Source organism: Microbaculum marinisediminis (genome assembly GCF_025397915.1).
Lineage (GTDB): Bacteria > Pseudomonadota > Alphaproteobacteria > Rhizobiales > Tepidamorphaceae > Microbaculum > Microbaculum marinisediminis.
Genome location: NZ_JALIDZ010000002.1, coordinates 579092 through 599831 on the forward strand (window position 1 = coordinate 579092; position 20740 = coordinate 599831).

21 protein-coding genes are annotated in these 20740 nt (G+C 64.0%); 6 read left to right on the plus strand and 15 right to left on the minus strand.

What is annotated here, in order from left to right:
- Positions 1–2 precede the first annotated feature (2 nt).
- The gene (locus MUB46_RS06025) at positions 3–830 is read right to left on the minus strand and encodes an ABC transporter ATP-binding protein (RefSeq protein WP_261614971.1); all 828 of its coding nucleotides are present in this window, start codon (positions 828–830) and stop codon (positions 3–5) included.
- 111 nt (positions 831–941) lie between these two features.
- Entirely contained in the window at positions 942–1706 is a 765-nt protein-coding gene (locus tag MUB46_RS06030; RefSeq protein ID WP_261614972.1) for an SDR family NAD(P)-dependent oxidoreductase, read from the minus strand.
- A 101-nt stretch (positions 1707–1807) separates the two neighbouring features.
- Here MUB46_RS06030 and MUB46_RS06035 point away from each other — a divergent pair, with 101 nt between their 5' ends.
- From MUB46_RS06035 to MUB46_RS24260, 3 genes are all read left to right on the plus strand, one after another.
- The gene (locus MUB46_RS06035) at positions 1808–2581 is read left to right on the plus strand and encodes an SDR family NAD(P)-dependent oxidoreductase (RefSeq protein ID WP_261614973.1); all 774 of its coding nucleotides are present in this window, start codon (positions 1808–1810) and stop codon (positions 2579–2581) included.
- Between the two features lie 273 nt (positions 2582–2854).
- A complete protein-coding gene (locus MUB46_RS06040) occupies positions 2855–3670 on the plus strand; it encodes a FadR/GntR family transcriptional regulator (protein ID WP_261614974.1) in 816 nt (271 codons plus the stop codon).
- A gap of 471 nt (positions 3671–4141) precedes the next feature.
- Complete coding sequence (locus MUB46_RS24260; RefSeq protein ID WP_315902711.1) at positions 4142–4273, plus strand: hypothetical protein; 132 nt, start codon at positions 4142–4144, stop codon at positions 4271–4273.
- 57 nt (positions 4274–4330) lie between these two features.
- Here MUB46_RS24260 and MUB46_RS06050 read toward each other — a convergent pair whose 3' ends face one another.
- Genes MUB46_RS06050 through MUB46_RS06060 form a run of 3 tightly spaced genes read right to left on the minus strand, consistent with a single transcriptional unit; the run spans position 4331 to position 8039 of the window.
- Positions 4331–4975 (minus strand): GntR family transcriptional regulator, encoded by a 645-nt coding sequence (locus tag MUB46_RS06050; RefSeq protein ID WP_261614975.1) that lies wholly within the window; start codon positions 4973–4975, stop codon positions 4331–4333.
- Between the two features lie 51 nt (positions 4976–5026).
- Positions 5027–6694: a dihydroxy-acid dehydratase gene (ilvD, locus tag MUB46_RS06055; RefSeq protein ID WP_261614976.1), complete on the minus strand. Its 1668-nt coding sequence runs from the start codon at positions 6692–6694 to the stop codon at positions 5027–5029.
- Positions 6695–6704: 10 nt separating this feature from the next.
- The gene (locus MUB46_RS06060) at positions 6705–8039 is read right to left on the minus strand and encodes an FAD-dependent oxidoreductase (RefSeq protein WP_261614977.1); all 1335 of its coding nucleotides are present in this window, start codon (positions 8037–8039) and stop codon (positions 6705–6707) included.
- 252 nt (positions 8040–8291) lie between these two features.
- Between MUB46_RS06060 and dctP the strand changes: the two genes are divergently transcribed.
- The 3 genes from dctP to MUB46_RS06075 all read left to right on the plus strand — a co-directional run bounded on the left by dctP (position 8292) and on the right by MUB46_RS06075 (position 11276).
- A complete protein-coding gene (gene dctP / locus MUB46_RS06065; RefSeq protein ID WP_261614978.1) occupies positions 8292–9341 on the plus strand; it encodes a TRAP transporter substrate-binding protein DctP in 1050 nt (349 codons plus the stop codon).
- A 67-nt stretch (positions 9342–9408) separates the two neighbouring features.
- Positions 9409–9948 (plus strand): TRAP transporter small permease subunit, encoded by a 540-nt coding sequence (locus MUB46_RS06070; protein WP_261614979.1) that lies wholly within the window; start codon positions 9409–9411, stop codon positions 9946–9948.
- Entirely contained in the window at positions 9948–11276 is a 1329-nt protein-coding gene (locus MUB46_RS06075) for a TRAP transporter large permease (RefSeq protein WP_425256216.1), read from the plus strand. The genes MUB46_RS06070 and MUB46_RS06075 overlap by 1 nt, the downstream gene beginning before the upstream one ends.
- Positions 11277–11404: 128 nt before the next feature.
- Here the strand turns inward: MUB46_RS06075 and MUB46_RS06085 are convergent, their stop codons facing one another.
- The 10 genes from MUB46_RS06085 to MUB46_RS06130 all read right to left on the minus strand — a co-directional run bounded on the left by MUB46_RS06085 (position 11405) and on the right by MUB46_RS06130 (position 20727).
- Positions 11405–11776: a RidA family protein gene (locus tag MUB46_RS06085; RefSeq protein WP_261614980.1), complete on the minus strand. Its 372-nt coding sequence runs from the start codon at positions 11774–11776 to the stop codon at positions 11405–11407.
- Positions 11777–11787: 11 nt separating this feature from the next.
- Positions 11788–12816, minus strand: a complete 1029-nt coding sequence (locus tag MUB46_RS06090) for an alanine racemase (protein WP_315902712.1) — start codon at positions 12814–12816, stop codon at positions 11788–11790.
- An 86-nt stretch (positions 12817–12902) separates the two neighbouring features.
- Positions 12903–13256 (minus strand): hypothetical protein, encoded by a 354-nt coding sequence (locus MUB46_RS06095; protein WP_261614981.1) that lies wholly within the window; start codon positions 13254–13256, stop codon positions 12903–12905.
- Complete coding sequence (locus MUB46_RS06100; protein WP_315902713.1) at positions 13256–14257, minus strand: Gfo/Idh/MocA family protein; 1002 nt, start codon at positions 14255–14257, stop codon at positions 13256–13258. Before MUB46_RS06100 ends, MUB46_RS06095 begins: the two co-directional genes overlap by 1 nt.
- Positions 14258–14269: 12 nt before the next feature.
- Positions 14270–15049, minus strand: coding sequence for an SDR family oxidoreductase (locus MUB46_RS06105; RefSeq protein ID WP_261614982.1), 780 nt, complete (start codon positions 15047–15049; stop codon positions 14270–14272).
- Positions 15046–16224, minus strand: a complete 1179-nt coding sequence (locus MUB46_RS06110; RefSeq protein WP_261614983.1) for a hypothetical protein — start codon at positions 16222–16224, stop codon at positions 15046–15048. Before MUB46_RS06110 ends, MUB46_RS06105 begins: the two co-directional genes overlap by 4 nt.
- Positions 16221–17438 (minus strand): amidohydrolase/deacetylase family metallohydrolase, encoded by a 1218-nt coding sequence (locus MUB46_RS06115; protein ID WP_261614984.1) that lies wholly within the window; start codon positions 17436–17438, stop codon positions 16221–16223. Before MUB46_RS06115 ends, MUB46_RS06110 begins: the two co-directional genes overlap by 4 nt.
- 52 nt (positions 17439–17490) lie before the next feature.
- Complete coding sequence (locus MUB46_RS06120) at positions 17491–18576, minus strand: Gfo/Idh/MocA family protein (protein ID WP_261614985.1); 1086 nt, start codon at positions 18574–18576, stop codon at positions 17491–17493.
- Between the two features lie 68 nt (positions 18577–18644).
- Positions 18645–19808, minus strand: a complete 1164-nt coding sequence (locus MUB46_RS06125; RefSeq protein WP_261614986.1) for an ABC transporter substrate-binding protein — start codon at positions 19806–19808, stop codon at positions 18645–18647.
- Positions 19809–19881: 73 nt separating this feature from the next.
- A complete protein-coding gene (locus MUB46_RS06130) occupies positions 19882–20727 on the minus strand; it encodes an ABC transporter permease (protein ID WP_261614987.1) in 846 nt (281 codons plus the stop codon).
- Between the last annotated feature and the right edge of the window lie 13 nt (positions 20728–20740).

Here is a 20740-nt window from a genome sequence, read left to right on the forward strand (position 1 = left end):
ACTTACTCCTCTCTTGATTTGGTCTTCTTGTTTTTCGAATGGCCGATATAGACCTCGATCACTTTGGGATCCTTCGTCACCTCGGCGGGCGTGCCCGATGCGATAATCCGCCCGGCGTCCAGCACGAAAATCCGGCTGCAGAGCGTCACGATGAAACGAAGGTCGTGGTCGATGACAATCACGCCACAGCGAAACTGGGACGAAGCCTGTCGTACCGCCGAGATAAGTGCCGTGGTCTCGGCAGCGTTCATCCCGGCCGCCGGCTCGTCCAGAAGCAGAAATTCTGGCGCTAACGCCAGTGCCCGGACAATCTCCAAACGGCGCTGGCTGCCGTAGGACAGAGCACCAGCCTTCCAATCGGCAAAGCGCGACAGGTCGAACTGGTCCAACAGGGCATCGATGTCGATCCCGGCACTCAGAGAACCGCGGTCTCGCAGCCCCGAGGTATGGGCCACCTCGACATTCTGGCGCACGGTCAGGCGCGTAAAGAGTTTGATATTCTGGAACGTACGACCCAGCCCCGAGGCCGCACAGAATTGCGGCGTGGTGTTCGACACCCGCACACCGCCTAGCGTCACCTCGCCAGAGGTGACCGACATCAATGAGGTTATCGCATTGATCAGGGTGGATTTGCCGGCGCCGTTCGGCCCGATCAGCCCGACAATCTCGCCAGCGGCGCAGTCGAGCGAGACGTCTTTCAGCACCTGGAGCCCGCCGAAGCTCTTGCAGACATTCGTCACGACAAGAGACTGTCCAGCGGCCGCCCCGACGGCCGTTTGGCCAAGCGCTACCTGCGACGGGGTTGCCCCCGCCTCCTTCATCTGAAGCATTTCTCTCCCCTTGCTCGGAAAGCGGCGCCGATTTTTCAGCTTGCCTTTGGTCTAATAATCGGACCTTTATTATCCGTGTCAACCGTATTTTTTGCCGAGGGCCGTCCGATCCTAAAGTTTCGCCATCAAACCGCCGTCTACCGGGAGGTCCACACCCGTAATGAAGGAGGCGCGGTCCGACAGCAGGAAAGCCACGGCAGCCGCTACGTCGTGAGGTCGTCCGATCCTGCCGATCGGCGTACGCCTCTCCATCGCGGAGACGCGGTCGTTCTGGGCATAAATCTCCTCGGTCATCGGCGTCACGATCGACCCCGGGCAGACCGTGTTGGAGCGGATATTCTCCGGCGCGAGCTGCATGGCGAGCGACCGCGACAGCGATACCACCGCGGCTTTGGAAAGCTGGTAGGCGTCGGCGGGTCCGCCGGCAACGATATTTTCCATGTTGCGCAGCCCCACGACGCTGGCGATGTGCACCATCGCCCCACCACCGCAGGCGCGCATATGGGGCACGACGGCGCGCACCATCCGGATGACCCCGTTGAGGTTCACGTCAAACGTCAGGTCGAAGGCCGCGGGCTCGGTGCTCAGAACCGAACCGTCGCGTTCGAAAAGGCAGACGCCGGCACAGTTCACCAGATAGTCGATCCGGCCATGGGTCGCGGCGATCCGCTCCACCGCCCGGCCAATCGAATCGCCGTCACGCAGATCCACCTGGGTGAACTGCGCCGCCTCCGGCAATGCGCCCTGCGGCGGCGTCTTCAGGTCCAGAGCCTCGACACGCGCGCCCAACCGGGCGAGTTCCTGCGCAACCGCCAGACCGATGCCGCCGCCGGCTCCCGTGACCACGGCGATCCGGTTTTCCAGAGTTGCATCCATTCCTATTCCCTTCCCTGTTGCGCGGCCGACGACGCCGCAGCCCATTCTTGCGGACGGCACTCCGCCGCTCCGGCCATCCCGAAGACCGAGGAGAAACCGACATGAAGCTGAAATCTAAATCCGCCGTGGTCACGGGAGCTGGCGGCGGCATCGGTGCCGCCATCGCCCTGAAACTTGCACGCGATGGCGCGCGGGTGGCGGTCGCGGATCTGAACCTGGCGAATGCCGAACAGACCGCGCAGAGTGTTCGCGACGCGGGCGGAGAAGCCATCGCCATCGGCGCCAATGTCGCGGTGGATGCCGAGGTCGCCGCAATGATCGCCAGCACCGTGGAGGCTTTCGGCGGCCTCGACGTCCTGGTGAACAATGCCGGCATCGTTCATCCGGCGGACAACGCGCTGGAGGACACCACGGAAGAGGCCTGGGACGCCACGATGGCCGTGAACCTGAAGAGCATCTTCCTCACGTCCCGCCACGCGCTCGCACCGTTGGAGAACGGCGGCGGCGCAATCGTCAACATCGCCTCTGTCGTTGGCCTGATGGGGTCCTATCCGTCGCAGATCGCCTATACCGCTTCGAAGGGCGGAGTGATTTCGCTGACCCGGGAACTCGGCGTGGCGCTGGCGCGCAGGGGCATCCGGGTGAACGCGATTGCCCCAGGCGTCACCGCAACGCAGATGGGGGCGCAAATCGTGAAGGAAGACGAGGCATGGCAGCTCCGGCGGCTGCACATCCCGATGGGCCGCCTCGGCCTGCCCGAGGAGATCGCGGCCGCGACCGCCTTTCTCGCGTCCGAAGAGGCCAGCTATCTCACCGCACAATGCATCGCGGTCGACGGCGGGATGACCGGCGCCTATCTCACGCCGTCCGATTGAGCCCGGCCGCGCCGTGCGTGCCCCCCGCCCGTGCGGCGCACTCGAAACACCGGAATTTCGCCTTATACGGGACACGGTCACGCCGATGCAGCCATACGTAATTACATTGGTCTTATCATTAGACCATTGGAATTTGGCCGACAAGCTTCTGCATCGGCCCCTCTCCGCTAGCATACGGACTTGGAGAAGAACCGAAACCAACATAAAGTAGACCAATAGCCCAAAGCACCCACCCTAGGAGGTTTTCGGAGCGCGCTTTGCATGGGGAACAATGTGAACGACAACGAAACACACGATCGCACACCGTCGGATCCGCCGGAGCCGGATCAAGGAGATGAGCATCTGATCCAGGGTGTCATCGGCAGCATCCGCCCCGCCGCCACCTATGAGCTCGTCGTGGAGCAGGTCAAACGCGCGATTTTTCTCGGCCGTTTCATGCCTGGCGACAAGCTGCCGGCCGAACGCGATCTCGCGGCTCAAATGATGGTCTCGCGCACCACCATTCGCGAGGCCATGCGCGTACTGGAGGGCGAGGGCCTCATCCAGGTCAAACGCGGCATGATGGGTGGGCTGATCGTCAAGGCGCAGAACGAACTGCAGCCGCATGAGATCCAAAGCTATATGGAGACCAGGCGGGCGCAGCTCGACCATATTTTCGAGTATCGTATCGCAAACGAATGCATGGCGACCCGGCTCGCGGCCACCCGACGCACCGAAGAGCAGCTCGACCGTCTGGAGTCCATGCTCAAGGCCATGGGCCGGCTATGCGAAACGCCGGAGATGCGCGCGATCACCCCCAACATCGCTCGTTTCCGCGCACTCGATTCCGAGTTCCATCTGTTGCTGGCCGAGGCCTCGGGCAATCCGTTTCTCTTCCGCGCAGTGGAGGACGCCCGCACCGAGATGTTCCTGCCAATCGGGAAGGTCTTCAAACGTCTCGAAGACACGGCAAACGAACACCACGAGGCAATCTTCTCTGCGGTCCAGAGCAAAGATCCCGACCGCGCCGCCGAGGCGATGCGCCAGCACATCCTGACCAGCCGCGAAAGCCTGGAAGCGCTGATGCCGCAGAATGAGGACCAAACCTAGGTTTGGTCTTGATCTGTTCAATTGGACAGGCTGAACCGGTGCGGGCACTGCCGGATCTGACGCAAAGCGGTATCCGGCGAGCGCCCAACCCGGGACAGACAGCATCCGCCGCTGGGGCCAAATCATCGGCGAGGCCGGACGACATCCGATCGACCGTGCAGAACTCGAACGCCTGCAACGCATCGTCATCGGCGATGCGCGCTTCGTGTATCTTGATCTGCGCCGGGACGGCAGCTTCATCGGGGAACATGAACGTGCGGCGGGAGCCCACTGCCCGATCACGTCAGCGCCCGGCATAAGGATCTGCCCGCGCTGATCGCCGCGCGCGGCTTCAACCCGCCCGGGCTCGTCTTCCCGGTTTCGGCCGTGATCCTCGAGCGGATCGAGGCCTACCGGCAGGTGCTGGAAAGCTATTAGCGCCGGCTGCGTCCTCATGTCGACTGGCGCCCGACGGACCGTGACAATGTCGAGGTGCTGAACGACACCGGCGATTTCTACCGCTTCTTCGACGCCACGCCCCATGCCGAATTCCTCTTTGCATGCGGCGCGCAGGTCTACGCCGACATCCTGCATGTCCTGCTGAAGGAGACGCGGCCGGCCTGAGGCGGCCGCCCTGCTCTGTCGGAAAGTCGGAGCCTGGGTTATCGCGGGCCCGCGCGCTCAGCTTGTGAGCCAGCTGCGGTCGAAATCCAGCGTCGCGCGCGTGAACGCCTCGACATTGTCGATCAGGCGATCGAGGCGCACGGCCGCTTCGGCCGCGTCCCCCTGCGAAATGGCCTGCGCGATTTCGGCATGAAGCCGTATCGTCTCGGACAGATTGTCGTAGTGGCGGTAGTAGGCGAACCAGAATCTGCGTGACAGGCCCTGGTTCAGGCGCATGGTTGCGGCGGCGAACTCGTTGCGCGCCGCCTCCACGATCATCTCGTCGAACTGGCGATCCAGATCGAGAAAGGCCTCGCCATCCTCGGCGATCGCGGCGCGGCGCATCTCGGTCGTCAGGTTCGCGAAGCGCCGCTTTTCGAGGTCGGTCGCCCGCTGCGCGGCGCATTCCACGACCAGGCGCTCAACCACCCGGCGCAGTTCCAACAGGCGAAGCTGCCGCGCGATATCGATCTCGGCGATCACCACACCCCGTTTGGGCATAATGGTCACCAGGCCTTCGCGGCTCAGCTCGCGCAGGGCTTCGCGGATCGGCGTTCGCCCCAGCGACAATTCCTGTGTCAGCGAGTTTTCCGATACGACCTGGCCCGGCCGAAACTGGAGCGAAACGATGCGTCGCTCCAGTTCGGCATAGGCTCTCGCCATATGGCTTTTCTTTGCGTCAGGTTGGGCTACGGTCATCGGGTCATCCGATAGTCATTCCTCGGCGCGAAGCACCGCGCCTTTCGACAAGGGCTGCACCAGCTTTCCATACATGGCTAGCCATCCGCGCTCCAGTGTCGTCGGGCGCTCGGGCAATGCGGCGATGCGCTCGGCCAGAGCCTGCTCGGAGACTTCCAGCGTAATCCGGCGCGCCTCCAGGTCGATCTCGATGATGTCACCGTCCTGCACGGCGGCAAGCGGCCCTCCTTCAGCCGCCTCGGGCATGACCTGACCGATGGTGATGCCACTGTTCAAACCGGACAGCTCGCCATCGGTGATCACGGCCACTTCCGATCCGAAACCGGCCCCGACCAGCGCGGCCATGAAGGATGCCGCGAAGACCGTGCCCGGCCCGCCCTTCGGGCCCAGCATGCGCAGGACCACCGCCTGCCCCGCCTTGATCTCTCCGCGCTCGATCGCGTCGATCGCGGCCGCCTCGTCCTCGAAGACAATAGCAGCCCCCTTGAACCGGCGCACGGCAGCGGGCACCGCAGAGAGCTTCACGACCGAGCCGTCCGGCGCGAGGTTGCCCCGCACGATCACCAACCCGGGCTCGGCGCGGAACGGGCGTTCCAGCGGCCTGATGACCTCGGGATCCGGCGCCGGCCGGGCGGCGAGATTTTCGGCAAGCGTCGCGCCGGTGACCGTCAGGACGCTTCCGTCCAGCTCCGACAGCAGCGCGATCATCGCGCCGGAGACGCCGCCTGCTTCGGCGAAGGCCTCGATGCGGGTCGGGCCGTTGGGGCGAATCTGGGTGATCTGCGGGAGCCGCGCGGCGGCGTCGAACTCAGCCAGCACGTCGACATCGCATTCGGCCTCGACGGCTGCCGCCGTCAGGTGGCGCACCACATTCACCGAGCACCCGATGGCTGTGGCGACCCGTACGGCGTTGCGGAAGGCCGTGGGCGTCAGGATGCTGCGCGGCCGGATGTCCTGATTGATGAGTTCCACGATCCTCGCCCCGGCGGCGCGCGCGTACTCGTCAAGCCGCTCCGAACCGGCGCGGATCGGCGCGTTGCCCGGCAAGGCCATCCCCAAGGCTTCGGCCATGCAGTGCATGCTGTTGGCCGTGGCCAGCCCGGCACAGACGCCCGGCCCCTTGATCGCGGTGCGTGTCATTTCCTTCAGGTCGCACAGCGTCATCCGCCGCGCCTTGACCGCGCCCACGGCCTTGTAGACCTCTTCGATATCATTCTCGCGGCCGCCACAATCGGCCCCGAGCTGAAAGCCGCACGTCAGCAAGATCGCGGGCACGTTCAGGCGCCCCGCGGCCATCAGGTGCGCCGGCGTCGTCTTGTCACACGAGGACAGCAGCACCATGCCGTCGAGCTCCGCGCCTTCGACCTGAACCTCGATATCGTTCACCAGCAGATCCCGGCTGGGCATCAGATAGCGCCCCTGCTTTCCCGCAGAGGTGACGAAATCCGACGGCGCGACGGTACGGATCTCGAAGGGCAAGCCGCCCGCGGCCCGGATCGCCTGCTTGACCGTCTCGGCGACACCGTCGAGATGCTGGAAACAGACCGAAAGGCCGGACGAGCTGTTGACCACCGCGATCTTCGGCTTGTCGAAATCTTCTTCGCGGATCCCCATGGCCAGCCATTGCGCGCGCCGAACGGCCCATCGGGTGGTTCCAGGGGTAAAATTGCTGCGATAGGTCATCTTGGGTCTCCTAGCCGTCCAGGCCTGCGCCGTCCTTATTGAGCAGCGCACGAATGTCGCGGCCCTCGATGGAATGAACCGAAAGCCCTTCGCGCACGGCCATTACCGCGGCATGGCCGATGGCATGCCCGTAGGAAAAGCACTGCGCGGTGACACGGGCGGAGGCGACCGCCTCGTGTTCGGCAGACAGGCAGCGCCCCGCCGTGAGCAACCCTTCGCCCGTTTCGGGAACGAAACACCCGAAGGGCACCTCGTAGACATCCTCGAGCAGCCATTCGACCCGTGGCCTGGCCCCGCTGTGCAGTTCGATCGGCCAGGGCGACCGCGCGATCCCGTCGGCGAACTTGGCACCGGTGAGCACATCCGTATTCATCAGCATGGACCGGCCCTTCACCTGGCGCGTCTGGCGAACGCCGACCTGCACCCCGGTGTCGTTGACCACCGCGGCCTCGCATCCCGCGAGTCGGTCGCGGAAGAACCGGGCATATTCGCGCGCCTGCCGCCGGCCCTCGATCTCGGCTTCCGAGAAATCCCGCCAGAACGTCGCGTTGAGCTCGCGCCCGTCGGCGCCGACGATCCGGGTGCAGTTGCACATCAACTCGCCCGGCCGCGTGGTGGTGAAGATCCAGATCTTGCGGCGGGGCAGCGTGTAGCCGTTGCCGTCGGCGTCGGCGATAATGTCGCTGACCTCGACCGGCATGATCGTGTCCGACCCGTAGGCGGCCGCGAACCGCGACACGTCGACGTTCAGCATACGGAAGATCATCGTCGGATTCTGCACGGCGCCGCCGTCGCCCATATAAGTCTGAAGGCCCGCCATGGCCGACAGGGCCCCGTCGCCGGTGGCGTCCACGCACAGCTTCGCGCGGATCTCGAGCCTGCCGGTGACCGTGGACAGGACCGCCCCTTCGACCCTCGACCCCTCGCACAGCGCGGCGAGGATTTCGGCATGGTAGATCACCCGCACGTTGGCCTCTGCGAGCAGGGCATCGGCGGCCTCGCGCCAGACGAGAGGATCGTGCACGCGGGTCCAGGTCTTGCCGTACCGCACCGGAGGCGTCAGCCCCTCCCGCGCCTCCATCTCGGCGATGAAGTCGTCGACGAAGCCGTGAACGACCTTGCGCAGCTCCCTGCCCTCATCGTCGCTGGCTTCGTAGAGGCCGCAAACGGTGCCCGAAAGCCCCGCCACGGCCCCGCCGCCACAAAAACCATAGCGCTCGACCAGGATCACGGAGCAGCCCGCCCGCGCGGCCGTGATCGCCGCCGCAATCCCTGCGGCCCCGCCGCCCGCAACAAGAACGTCCGCGTCGAGCCGCTCGACAGGTCTCAGGTCAATTTCGGCCATCGGCTCCTCCTCCTTAACGGCACCACAGTCACGCTCAATCTGATTCCGCATCTAATATGTTAGATGCACAGCCATCAATGCAAACTTTTTCAGTCGTTTATATACCTTTCACGATCTTTGTTGACTACTAATATCTTAGTGATATCCTAACCCTCCCCGGTTCCCGCGGCGGCCTGCCACGGCCGAAACGCGGAGCGGGGACAGTCTTCCGGCCCGTGCGTGGCCCGGTAATTTCTATTTTGGGAGGACGGAATGAACCGTAGAAAACTGCTGGGCGCAGCCCTGGCGACCCCGGCACTGACGTTTACCGCCGGCACGGCACGAGCCCAAGACGAACTGAATTTCCGCATGGCGACGAGCTGGAGCGGTGGTTTCACCATGGAGCTCATGGCCGACGCCTATGCCAAGACGGTCGCGCGGCTGAGCGATGGCCGCATCACCATCGAGACCTATCCCGGCGGAACCCTGGGCTCGGCCCTGGAAGTGTCCGATCTGGTGCGCAACGGCGTCGCGGACATGGGTCATACCTGGATGGGGTACGATTGGGGCGAGGACCGAACGACGATCCTGTTCGGCGGCTTCGCCGGCTCGTTCGACAGCGAGCGGATGCTGCACTGGCTGTATGGCGCGGACGGGGCCGAGCTCTGGCGGGAGTTTCGGCGCGATCGCTTCGATCTCGTCTCGATGCCGCTGGGGATACGGACCCCGGAAGTGTTCCTGCATTCGAACAAGCCCGTGCGCACCCTCGCGGATTTCCAGGGGCTCAAGCTGCGCACCGTCGGCGCTTGGCTCGAGATCTCGGCCGAACTCGGCGCCGCCCCGGTCACCGCGCCCATGGGCGAGGTCTATACCATGCTCGAGCGCGGTGTGGTGGACGCGGTGGAATCCGGCAGCCTCGGCGAAAACGTGTCGACCGGCTTTCACCAGGTGGCAAAATACGTGATCCTGCCGGGCGCGCATCAGCCCGTGGCCCCGTTCGAACTGATGATTGCGCCGCGCGTGTGGGACGGTCTTTCCGAAGCCGACCGCGCCCTGCTGCAGGATGCGGCCCGGCTGGTCACCATGGATAGCTGGATCGCCTTCGGACAAGCCGACGCCAAGGCCAAGACCTTCTTCGAGGACCAGGGCAACGAGGTGATCGACCTTGATCCCGAGGTTCAGAAGGCCGTGTTCGACGCAGGCGTCGCCTATGCCGACAAGATCGCGGCGGACAACGAATGGTTTGCCCGTGTCTGGGAAAGCCAGAAGGCGTTCGACGCGCTCTGGCAAGGTTCCGAGCGTTACCGCAGGGTCGTCCGCTGAACCCGCGCCGCAATAAGGGCCGGCCCGCACGGGCCGGCCACCTTATTCCAATCGCCGAGGTCCTAACATGTCCCCTCCTCACCAGCGGCCGGGCTGGCTGAGCAGTCTCGCGGCGCGGCTCGACGCGTTGACACTCTGGGTCGGTGTCGGCGCCGCTCTGCTCTTTGCCCCGCTCGTCCTCGTCACCGTCTGGGAAGTAATCGCCCGAAAAATTCTGGGCAGCCCCACCTCCTGGAGTTTCGAGCTCGGATACATGCTGACCGGCGCCTATTTCCTGCTCGGCGGCGCCGTGACACTGCTGCGCAACGAACACGTGCGCATCGACCTTGTCTACGGCGCCTTCGGCCCTCGGGGGCGGGCGGCAATCGATCTCGCCTTCCTGCTCGTCCTCTTTCTGCCCTTCTGCGCCCTCATGAGCCACGCGCTGTGGGATTACGCGGCAGACGCCTTCGCCTCCGGGCGGACCACGGGGAAAAGCGCTTGGAACCCACCTGCCTGGCCGTTCCGCGCCGTGATGTTCGCCGGGTTCGCGCTGCTGACGCTGCAGGTCACCGCGAAAATCCTGCACGCCCTCTCCGTGCTCACAGGAAGCGAGGAACGGTCATGATGGACCTGCTGCCCATCCTCATGTTCGTCTGCCTGTTCCTGCTGATCTTTTCCGGCGTTCAGGTGGCTTTCGCCCTGATGGTCTCGGGGTTCGTGGTCGGACTGATCCAGTTCGACTTCAATCTCCGCCCGATCCTGTTTCAGTTCACCCAGAAGATCGACGAAACGGCGTCGAATTTCGTGCTGGCGGCGGTGCCTCTGTTCGTGTTCATGGGCGCGATCCTTGAACGCTCCGGCATTGCGGAGCGGCTGTTTCACGCGGTCCAGCTCTGGACCGGACGCCTCCCCGGCGGCCTGGCCGTCGGCACCATCGTGATGTGCATCGTCTTCGCCGCCTCGACAGGCGTCGTCGGCGCGACCGAAGCGGTGATCGGCCTGCTCGCGATCCCCCCGATGCTGCGCCAGGGCTATGACAAGAGCCTGATCAGCGGCACGATCTGCGCCGGCGGCTCGCTGGGCACGATCATCCCGCCCTCCGTGGTGGTGGTCATTCTCGGCCCGATCGCGGACGTATCCATCGGCGACCTGATGGTGGGCATGATCGTTCCCGGCGTGATCCTCGCCGCGCTCTACCTGACCTATGTCGTTGGCGTCGCCATCGTTCAGCCCCACAAGGCGCCGCGCCCCGACGTCTCCGAGATCGACGCGATTCCGCTATCACGGAAGCTGCGGATCACGACGACGGCGCTGGTCCCGCCGCTTCTGATGATCACGGCCGTGCTCGGGACCATCATCGCCGGGATTGCGGCGCCGACCGAAGCGGCGGCGATCGGGGCCATGGCGGCCCTGGTGCTGGCGGCGAGCTACGGGGCGCTTGATTGGACGATGCTCCGTGCCGCCGGCTGGCGCACGCTGATCGTGACCGCAATGATCATGTTCGTCCTGCTGGGCGGCGCGATGTTCACCGTCGCGTTCGGCTCGGTGGGCGGGATCACGCAGCTGCGCGGCGTGCTCGGCGATCTCGACGTCTCGCCCGCGATGATGCTCGCGATCTTCCTTGCGATCGTCTTCGTGGCAGGCTTCTTCCTCGAGTGGATCTCGATCATCCTGATCTTCGTGCCGATCTTCATGCCGTTTGTCCGCGATGCCGGGTTCGATCCGGTCTGGTTCTGCATGCTGATCCTGCTGATCGTTCAGACCAGCTATCTCACGCCGCCGCTGGCGCCAGCGATCTTCTACCTCAAGGGCATCGCCCCACCGGAACTGCGTCTTCCGGACATGTATCGTGGCGTGGTGCCGTTTCTGGCGATGCAGGCAATCTGCCTGCTGATCCTCGTCGCCTTCCCCGGGCTTGCAACGTGGCTGCCGCGGGTCCTGCTGGGGTTCTAGGTCCAGCGAGGCACAGACGGCCACCCATCGCGATAAGAGGCGGATCGGCCGGCGTCTGCGGATCCGTTCCTTTCCGGCTCAGCAGACCGAGCTCGCGATCGGCTACGCCGCAAGCACGCCCTCGAAACTCAGCGTGGGAGTGGCTTGTAGGCGATTGCTTCGATTTCAACGAGGATGTCGATCATCAGTCGTGACTCCGCGGTTGATCGCGCTGGCGGGTCCTTAGGAAAGAAGGGCTCATAGGCCGCGTTGAACTCCGCGAAATCTTCCGCGTGCTTCAGCCAAACGGTCGTTTTGACGACGTCCGACAACTCGCAGCCCGCAAGCGAGAGGACGGTCGCTATATTCTCCAGAACTTGCTTCGTCTGGGCGCCCACCCCACCTTCGACGATCTTGCCGTCGGCCCCGGCCGGCACCTGTCCCGAGACAAAGACGAAATCGCCTGCGCGCACCGCCGGCGAAAGCGGGACGTGCGAGGTGCCAAAATGCTCTCTGGTCATCGTTCTTCCTTTCAATTCGACCTGCCACGCGCGTCGACCGGCAATGTGCCGAGGAGCTTGCCCCCGCGCACCACGAGCATGCGGTCGAATAGATTGGAAACGACGCAGGTATGGTTAGGCAGTATGCGCACGCGGTCGCCGACCTCGGGCCTGGTCTCGCATTTCGACACGTCAATCAGGCCGTGCTCCTCGTTGAGCTGATAAATGACGGCATCGGGAAGCCCAATCAACATTCCGTACCCCTGTAGACCGAGCAGGTCCGAAGTAAGCGCCTTCGAGCCAGCATCGATGATGGCGCGATCCGGCGTCGGCCGGCTGACCACGGTGGCGAGCACTGTCATCGCGCACTGATCGAGGCTGGCCGTGCCACGCGAAATCAGGGAGCGATCGTTGTAGATATAGGTGCCGGCGCGATATTCGGTGACGGGCTCCAGCCCCTCGTCGCTCCACATGTCGGGGCTGCCACCCGTAGATATGACGGCCGGCTCGAAACTCGCGGCGCGCAGCGCGGCAATGGTGGCCTCGAGCGCCTGAGCGGATTTCCGCCGCGTACCGGCTGCCGGGTAGGTCATCAGCCCGCCGAAGGTGAGGCCTTCCGCGGCCGCGACATAGCGGGCCAGATCGACTATGGCGTCCGGCTCGGAAAGTCCGCACCGTCCGCCGCCGGTGTCGCACTCAATCAGGATGCGTATCCGCGCGCCTGCCGCGCGCGCGCTGCCGGCAAGCGCGTCTACCACCGCGACGCTGTCGGACACGCTGGCAAGATCGCAGCGGGCGGCGAGCGCGCCGAGACGGGCCAGCTTGGCTGCCCCGAGCGTGTTGCTCGTCAACAGGATGTCACTTATCCCGGCACCGACCATCACTTCGCCTTCGCCGACCGTCTGCACCGTGATGCCGGCTGCGCCCAGTTCGATCTGGCGCAGGGCCCAAGCGATGCTGCGATGCGTCTTAATGTGCGGCCGGTTGGCGATCCCTGCCTCGTCGCAACGCCGTTGCCAGCGGGTGAGATTGGCATCGGCAATGTCCGCGTCGATCAACACGACGGGGGTTTCCACCGAATCCAACGTGCGATCAATCGGCCGAAGCAGGCTCCGCACAGCTTCCGGCAAGTCAGACTCGGAGGGCTTCAATTGTCGAACCAGCCTTCCTTCAGGTAGCGCATATATTCAAACACCATGCCATGCTTGCGCACGAATGCCACTTCCAGAAAATCGCCGACGACGAAGGGCGGTATCAGCACCTCGACGCCTTCGGCCGCAAGATGCGGTGCGATATCCTTGACCCGGTAGGCCACATGCGGGTTGTCGCGCACCGCGGCCGGCACAGTGCTGTCCTCGCGGTAGCGCAGAAACTCGATGTGTTCGGGATGATTGCGCGGGTTGGTGACCCAGATCTTGCTGGCCTCGACCCAGTCTTCCTGCGACTGCGGTTCAGTCGTCGTTATGCCAACGTGGTCGAAGACGTACTCCAGATCGGACATCAGCCTATCCTCACGATTTCGCCGGTACGCGCCGACTCTTCCGCCGCCAGAGTGGCTTCAAGCGCAGCCGTTGCATTCTCCGGGGTGCCGATCGTCACCGGCTTTCCACCCAGCGCGCACGAGGCGAAATAGCCGAATTCCTCGCGCAGTGCGCCGCCACGAACACCGTTGAACATCGGCCAATAGGTGGTGTCGGGCGAATGCAGCCTCGTGCCGTCGACAATGCCGATATTCGGGAAGGTGTCCTGAACGTGGATGATCCCTTCTGTACCAATGATCGACATGCGCTCATCGATGTCGAACGGGGTTTTTTCCGGCATGCACCAGACGGTTTCGAGCGTGGCGCTGGCGCCGCCCGCGAAACGGTACATGGTCTGGCCGATGTCGGGGAATTTCAGCCCTCGCACGTCGACCGTCTGCGCATAGGTCGACACAACGCGATCCCCGGTGAACCACAGCATAATGTCTGTGTCATGGATGGCGTCGCCGACGATCGGGCCGATCTTCTCGAGGATCGTCGGGGTCCATGCGGCCGGAATGTTGCGGCGTGAGCTTAATGCGACGATCCTGCCGATGCGGCCTTCATCGATCGCCTGCTTCGCCATGCGATAGCGTGGATTGAAGCGCACGATGTGGCCGATGAACAGGATGCCCTTTGACCCTTTCGACGCCTCGGTGATGGCGCGGGCGTCTTCGACGGTCGAGGCTATGGGCTTCTCGAGGAAGACATGCTTGCCGGCCTGCAGCGCGGCGATGGCCGGTTCGCGATGCTGGTCCCACATCGTGCAGATCGAGACGGCATCGATCTCCGGATCGGCCAGCATGTCGTTGTAATCGCGGAACAGCTTCTTCACCCCGAACTTCTCGCCCATGGCAGCGAGCCGCTCGGGCGTGCGCGTGCACAGGGCAGCAAGCTCGATCTCCGGAATGCCGGCAATGGTTTCGGCATGAATTTCGCCGAACCATCCAAGCCCGATGATTCCCATGCGCAAGCGGTTCATGGGGTTCTCCCTTCAGAAATCTTCCAGCGTCAGTTCGCGCGCCATGACGATGTTGCCGGCCGTCAGCCCGCAATCGACAGGGATAGCAGCACCGGTGATCGCGCTGGCGTCGCTGGAAGCAAGGAAAGCGATGACGCGCGCGACCTCCTCCGGCTCGACGATGCGGCCCAACGGATACCAGCGCTCCAGGGTCTTGAGGACGCCGGGATCCTTATTCTGCCGATCGACCCAGATCGGCGTGCGGACAGTTCCCGGCATGACGCAATTGGCGCGAATACCATAGCGGCCATATTCCATCGCCACCGCCTTGGTCAGCGCGATCATACCAGCCTTGGCAGCGCTGTAGGCGGGATCGCCCAGCGCCATCAGCCCGTTGATCGAGCCGACATTGACGATCGCGCCGGCGCGGCGGGCCGCCATCTGCGGCAGCACGGCGTGGGTGCAGGCATGGGCCCCATTAAGATTGGAGGCGACATCGTCGCTCCAGTCGTTTGGGCTGGTGACTGCCAGCGTCGGAGCACGCGACAGACCGGCATTGTTGATAAGCACGTGGACGTCGCCGAAGCCCTCGAAGGCAGCCGCCACTGCATCGGCCGTGCCGATGTCCACGACCGCGCCGGTTGCCTCCATTCCCTCGCTTCTCAGCGTGTCGGCGAACTCCATCACCGCCGCGCTGCGATCGAGAGCGGCGATGCGCGCGCCTGCGGAGCCGAAGAACCGGCACAGCCATTGGCCGATCCCGCCCGCCGCGCCGGTAATCGCGACCGTCTGGCCATGGTATTGGTTCGTCATCGCCCGCTCCGAAGCGCCTCCGCAATCCAGCCAAGATTGGCCGGCCGCAGATGGCCCCAATTGTAGAACGCCAGTTCGTCAACGCCGCCTTCGCGCAACGCGTCGACAGCGGCAAGGAATTCGCCCCTAGCTGCAATATCCGGATGTGACGGCCGCAGAATGCCGCGCAGCTTGCCCTTGCCGTTCATGCGGCGGCGGATGTCGAGCAGGTCGGCTTGCACCCGCGCAGCACTCGGTTCGTAGAAGCAGGCTTCGATGATGCCCGGGCTTTCTGCGAGTGCCGCGAGGTCCGTACCCTCATACCAGGCGGCGCCGGTCGGCCGCGCAACCGAAGGGATGACGGCCACCTCCGCGTCAGGCCGAGCCGCAGCGCGAATTTCCGCGACGAGCGATGTGACGACCTCCCGACGCATCGCCAGATAGGCGGCAAGATCGCCATTGGTGGCGACATCGGCGGTCCAGAACGCAGCGGCCATGTCGTCGGGATAGTCGACGTCGCTGGCAAGGTAGCCGTCGATATCGGCGACGACCTTCGCTTTGAGGCGGCGAGCATCGATGCCGCGCTTCTGTGCGGCCGCCTCGCAATGGCCGCAGAAGCAGAGGCCGAGCATGTTGTCCAGCCAGACATTCGTCTTCATCAGCGCGAACTCGTGGTGGTAGCCATGGGCGTAGGGGGCGAAGCCCGGCGATTCCACCGAAATGCCGCGTACCGGATAGTTCTGCGTCACGTCGCGCGCCAGGCCGACGGCGTAAGCCCGCGCCTCGGAAGAGGACGGGCACAGATTGTAGAAGTACGGGTCGCCGAATGCGTTGCGGACGACGGCGTCGGGATGCGACATGCCGAGCCGCGTATTGTGCAGCATCACGAGCCAGACATTCACCCCCAGCGTGTCGCGCTCGACCAGTTCGCGCAGCACGTCCCGTCCGCCGAGCGGCCCGTTCTGAACCGGCTTTATCGCACCGTAGAGTGACCGGTCGGCCTCAAAGTAGACCGTGCCGTCATCCGGGAAGTACACCTTTCCGGTCTTGCCGTGCGGCCGCAGGAACTTGCCCGCGTGGTAGCTTCCCGCAATGGTAACGGTATCGACGCCGAGTTCGAGGAACTCGCGTTCCGCCGTCTCGATGCCGGCTTCTGCAAGATCCCAAGCGTAAGCGTAGATTGCCTTGTAGCTCAAAGGTGACCTCCGCAACTGTGCGCCCCACCAATAATGAACGGCTCCTCGAACGGGCGTCGCGCGACTTCCATCCTTTTCCCGCCGAGATAGACCGCCATTGGCTGCAACAACGTCGTGCCCTGGCGTCTCACCCCTTCCACGTCGGCGAACACGTAGTTGCCGTCGACCTGCCTGAGGACAGTCACATCCGCCGGGGCGCCCACGCCGAGATGGCCGAGCTCCGGGCGGTTTATCGCCAGCGCCGGCCGGCTCGTCGCCATGCCGATCGCCTCGGAAAGCGAAAGCCCGCAATTGATGAGCTTGCTCATCGTGTGGAGCAGGTCATATCCCGGTCCCTCGACGGCGATCACATGCACGTCGGAGGAGATGAGGTCGGGCGGGAAGCCTGCCTTCAGCGCGCCCTCGGCGATGGTGTAGCTGAAGGCGCCCATGCCGTGGGCGATGTCGAACAGCACACCGCGTGCGCGAGCAGCGAGTACCGCGTCGATTATCTTCCCGTTCTCGTCGAGCGCAGCGTTGGGCGCTGGGCGGTAGCAATGGGTGAGGATGTCGCCCGGCCTCAGCATCGATACCACGTCCGCGTAGCTCGGCGGCGCGGTTCCGATATGGGTCATCAGCGGAAGGCCGACCTCCTCCGCCGCCTCGAGCGCCAGTTCCAGCGCGCCGAGGCCGAGCTTGTTGGTCACCGGACCGCCGATACGTACCTTGACCCCGACAATACGGTCGCGGTTGGCCTCGATCTTGGCGACGCAACGGTCCACCGGAAGCATCTCGCGCAGCCGCGCCTCGCCGAGAGACAGGCCCCAATCGAAGCCGAAGATGCCCGGAAACGAGATGTTGAGGAAAGCGAGAATGCGATAGGGGGACTGCGCCATCACATAGTCGCGAAAGCCGTCATAATTGCCGGCTCCGGCGCTGCCGGCATCTACCAGCGTCGTTGTTGCCGACCGACGCGCGATGAAATCGGGATCCACACTGAGAGAGGTCGCCTTGTTGTAGACGTGAGTGTGGATGTCGATGAGACCTGGAGCGACAATCGCCCCGCGGACATCCTCGACCCGCGCGGCTTTCGCCGCCAGGCCTTCGCCGACCGCGGCGATCCGACCTTGCCGGAAAGCCACGTCCAGTACAGCATCGACGCCGTTTCGTTCGTCGAGGACGCGTCCTCCTTCAAGCACGAGTTCGTAGCATTCGGCGGCTGCCGGCTCGCTCATAAGGGTGCTCCGTTGGGTCGGTCAGCCCGCTTTTTGGGCCGGCAAGGACGGATTAGTTCAGCTCGATGGCGCGCTTCTCGTGGATCGACTGCTCGGCGGCAAGCACAATGCGCAGGCTGTTCACTGCGGCATCGTTCGCCTCGCTCAGGTCGAGATCTTCCTGGATCGCCTTGAGGAAGAAGGCCTGCTCGCGGTCGCAAAGATCCTGATGGCCCGGCTCGCCTTCCATTTTGAAGAGCTCGTCCTTCTTGACGAAGTTCTTGTCGGGCCCGACCTCCGCATGGTGATAGCGGATGGCGTCGGTCTTGGTGTGCTGGTCGATGTCGGCAGAATCGGAGATGTCGGCCAGCTGGTCCTTGCCCTCGGAATGGTCCGGCACGATGGAAACGGCGCCACGCGGGCCGACCACGTCCTTCACGAAGAACGCTTCCTCGCTCATCATCGGCCCCCATCCAGCCTCATACCAGCCGACTGAACCGTCGTCGAAGGTGACATGAAGGTGGCCGTAATTCTGCTTGGACGCATCGTCCCAGAGCTTGGCGCCGATGCCGTGCACGCGCACCGGCTTTGCGTCGGTGAGCTGGCACATGACGTCGACATAGTGGACGCCGCAATCCACGATGGGGATCAGGCTGTCGATCAGGTTCTTGTGCCAAGCCCAGGCTGGACCGTTGCTCTGCTGGTTCAGATTGAGGCGCATGACTAGCGGCTTGCCGAGCGTCTTGCCGAGCTCGATAAACTTCACCCAGCTCGGATGGACGCGCAGGATGTAGCCGAGCATCAGCTTCCTGTCCTTCTCACGCGCCAGCTTCACGACGGCTTCCGCGTCATCAATATTGGTCGCCAGGGGCTTCTCCATGAAGACGTGGGCACCGGCGTTCAGCGCCTTGATGGCGTATTCGGCATGGGTGTTCGGCCAGGTGTTGATCGACACCGCGTCCGGTTTCGTCTCGGAGAGAGCCTGCTCGTAATCCTCGAACAGCGGATAGTCCTTCAGCTCGTCCGGAATCGTCTTAGACCTGATCGTGCGGCTCATCAGCCCGACGATCTCGAAGCCGGGGTTGCGGTGGTAGGCGCTGGCATGGGACGCGCCCATATTGCCCAGCCCGACGACCAGAACCTTTACTTTGTCGGCCATCAGGCCCTCCCCTTCATGGTGTGGTGCGGGCGGACGCGGCCGTCCGCCCTTACGTTTTCAGCGACGGATCAGCCCGGAACCGCCTGGTCGTAGAGACGGGCCTTCACGGCGTCGACGTCGATTGCCGCAAACTCGTCGGTGAGTTCGTAGCCGTCGGCATCTGCCTTGACCTTGTCGTGGTCGAAATCGTTGGCGGCCGCGACGCACTCGTTGGTACAGACATCTTCGGCTCTTACCGGAGAGCTGATCTGGCCGAGCTTGTGGATTTCGTCGAAGAAGGTCTGCCATGCGGCCATGTTGTGGTCGCCCCAGCCCGCCCGCTGATCCATGTCGCCGCGGAAGACGGCGATCTGCTGGAGAATCGAAGTCACGCCCAGCTCCGGACCGATATTGCTGGCAAGGGTCGGGAACTGCTCGAACACCGCTTCCACCGCCGCGCGTGGATTCAGGTAGCCGAATTCGAGGCTCATCGCCCAAGCCCGCAGATACTTGTCGAGGAAGGCCTTCCTGTCTGGGTCCTCGAGATCCGAGGCGCGGACCACGAAGGTGTTGGCGAACAGCGGCGAATGCTGGACGCCGAGCCAGTACTCGAATTCCAGCCCGGTGCCGATCCACTCCGCCCGCAGGCCCTCCCAGCTCAGCGCGGCGTCACCCTGGCCTGCCTTGAGCGCCGTCGCCCAGGTCGGCCAGCCGGCCTCGACATAGGTGACTTTACTGACATCGACACCCTGCACGGCGAGCATCGGGTCGACGATTGACTGCCATGCGGCCGAGCCGAGCAGGATCTTCTTTCCTTCGAGCGTCTTGAGATCGTTGGTGCCTTCGCCCTTGCGGAAGGCTAGGCTGAACGTGTCCTTGGCTCCCATGTGGAAGGCCGATTTCAGATTCATCCCGTTTTCGATCGCGAAGGAGAACACGCCGGGTGAGGGAAAGCCCATGTCCGCCTGGCCGACATCGACGAACTTGACGGTCGCGGTACCGTCGGAGGGGCCTGGCTCCATTGCGATCTCTACGTCGAGATCGTCGAAATAGCCCATCTTCTTGCCTATCCAGTAAGGATAGTCGTCCAGCACTTCCAGCGTGCCGCGCGGCGAGATCCATGTGAATTTCGGATAGGGATCGGCAAGGGCGCGACCTGCGGAGCCGAGCGAACTGGCGGTGACGACGCCCGCCGCCGATACCTGCAGGAAGGTTCTGCGGTTCATGTGACTGGGCATGGAGAACTTGTTCATCGCTTTTCCCCTTTTTCGGAACGTTCTGGACTGTTGGTCCCGATGCCTCTTCCTCCCGACATCGGATCTGTGCTCAGGCCTCCCAGCTGGCGAACTTCTTTCCAAGCAGGAAGAAGATGACGTAGATGAAGATGCCTAGAATCGAGAGGATCAGGACGACCGCGAAGAACTGTGGCATCTGGATCATCGAGGAATAGGATGTCAGCCGGTTGCCGAGGCCGAAGCCGCCGCCGACCATTTCCGCACCAACCGCCGTCAGCAGGCCGAATATCGAGCCGACCATCAGTCCGACGAAGATCATCGGCAGTGCCATCGGCGCACGGATCTTCCAGAATATCTGGAGGGTCGAGGCCCCGTAGGATCGCGCCAGCGCGATCTTGCCGTGGTCGACGCGGCGGAAGCCGGTTGTGGCGTTGATCATCACCATCGGCCCCGAGGCGAGCGCCACGGCGACGATGCGCGGTTCGTAGCCGAAACCCATGCGCAAGATGAGCAGCGGCACCAGCGCCAGCATCGGTGTCGTCACCAGCAACAGGATGTAGGGAGTAACGATCTTCTCGACGAATGGGAACTGGGTGATCACTGCCGCCAGAAGGAGCCCGACTGTCGCTCCGATCGCAAAGCCGACCCCGAGTTCAACCAGCGTATGGCCGAGGTGCGGCGCAATCCTGGGAAATTCAGTGACGAGCGCTACGGCGATCTCGCTGGGCTTCGGAAGCACGTATTGCGGGACTTCGAACGCCCCGAGCGCCAGCTCGGTCCCGCCGATCACGACGATGGCGACGAGCAGGATAGCCACCACCTCGCCGAAGGACTTGATGCCCGGTCCGGCCGTCAGGGCGGACATGTTGCTGATGCCTACGTCACCACCAACTCCGCTCTTGGTCCCGAATTCGGGGATGGCGTCCGTTTCACTCATCTCGTCCCCCCGT

Excerpts from the sequence above, each read along its gene's own strand:
- MUB46_RS06125 (WP_261614986.1), bottom strand. The coding sequence starts at position 19,808 with ATGAACAAGTTCTCCATGCCCAGTCACATGAACCGCAGAACCTTCCTG.
- MUB46_RS06060 (WP_261614977.1), bottom strand. The coding sequence starts at position 8,039 with ATGGCCGAAATTGACCTGAGACCTGTCGAGCGGCTCGACGCGGACGTT.
- MUB46_RS06035 (WP_261614973.1), top strand. The coding sequence starts at position 1,808 with ATGAAGCTGAAATCTAAATCCGCCGTGGTCACGGGAGCTGGCGGCGGC.
- MUB46_RS06030 (WP_261614972.1), bottom strand. The coding sequence starts at position 1,706 with ATGGATGCAACTCTGGAAAACCGGATCGCCGTGGTCACGGGAGCCGGC.
- MUB46_RS06100 (WP_315902713.1), bottom strand. The coding sequence starts at position 14,257 with ATGAACCGCTTGCGCATGGGAATCATCGGGCTTGGATGGTTCGGCGAA.
- MUB46_RS06115 (WP_261614984.1), bottom strand. The coding sequence starts at position 17,438 with ATGAGCGAGCCGGCAGCCGCCGAATGCTACGAACTCGTGCTTGAAGGA.
- MUB46_RS06130 (WP_261614987.1), bottom strand. The coding sequence starts at position 20,727 with ATGAGTGAAACGGACGCCATCCCCGAATTCGGGACCAAGAGCGGAGTT.
- MUB46_RS06025 (WP_261614971.1), bottom strand. The coding sequence starts at position 830 with ATGCTTCAGATGAAGGAGGCGGGGGCAACCCCGTCGCAGGTAGCGCTT.
- ilvD (WP_261614976.1), bottom strand. The coding sequence starts at position 6,694 with ATGACCTATCGCAGCAATTTTACCCCTGGAACCACCCGATGGGCCGTT.
- MUB46_RS06050 (WP_261614975.1), bottom strand. The coding sequence starts at position 4,975 with ATGGCGAGAGCCTATGCCGAACTGGAGCGACGCATCGTTTCGCTCCAG.
- dctP (WP_261614978.1), top strand. The coding sequence starts at position 8,292 with ATGAACCGTAGAAAACTGCTGGGCGCAGCCCTGGCGACCCCGGCACTG.
- MUB46_RS06095 (WP_261614981.1), bottom strand. The coding sequence starts at position 13,256 with ATGTCCGATCTGGAGTACGTCTTCGACCACGTTGGCATAACGACGACT.
- MUB46_RS06085 (WP_261614980.1), bottom strand. The coding sequence starts at position 11,776 with ATGACCAGAGAGCATTTTGGCACCTCGCACGTCCCGCTTTCGCCGGCG.
- MUB46_RS06105 (WP_261614982.1), bottom strand. The coding sequence starts at position 15,049 with ATGACGAACCAATACCATGGCCAGACGGTCGCGATTACCGGCGCGGCG.
- MUB46_RS06075 (WP_425256216.1), top strand. The coding sequence starts at position 9,948 with ATGGACCTGCTGCCCATCCTCATGTTCGTCTGCCTGTTCCTGCTGATC.
- MUB46_RS06120 (WP_261614985.1), bottom strand. The coding sequence starts at position 18,576 with ATGGCCGACAAAGTAAAGGTTCTGGTCGTCGGGCTGGGCAATATGGGC.
- MUB46_RS06070 (WP_261614979.1), top strand. The coding sequence starts at position 9,409 with ATGTCCCCTCCTCACCAGCGGCCGGGCTGGCTGAGCAGTCTCGCGGCG.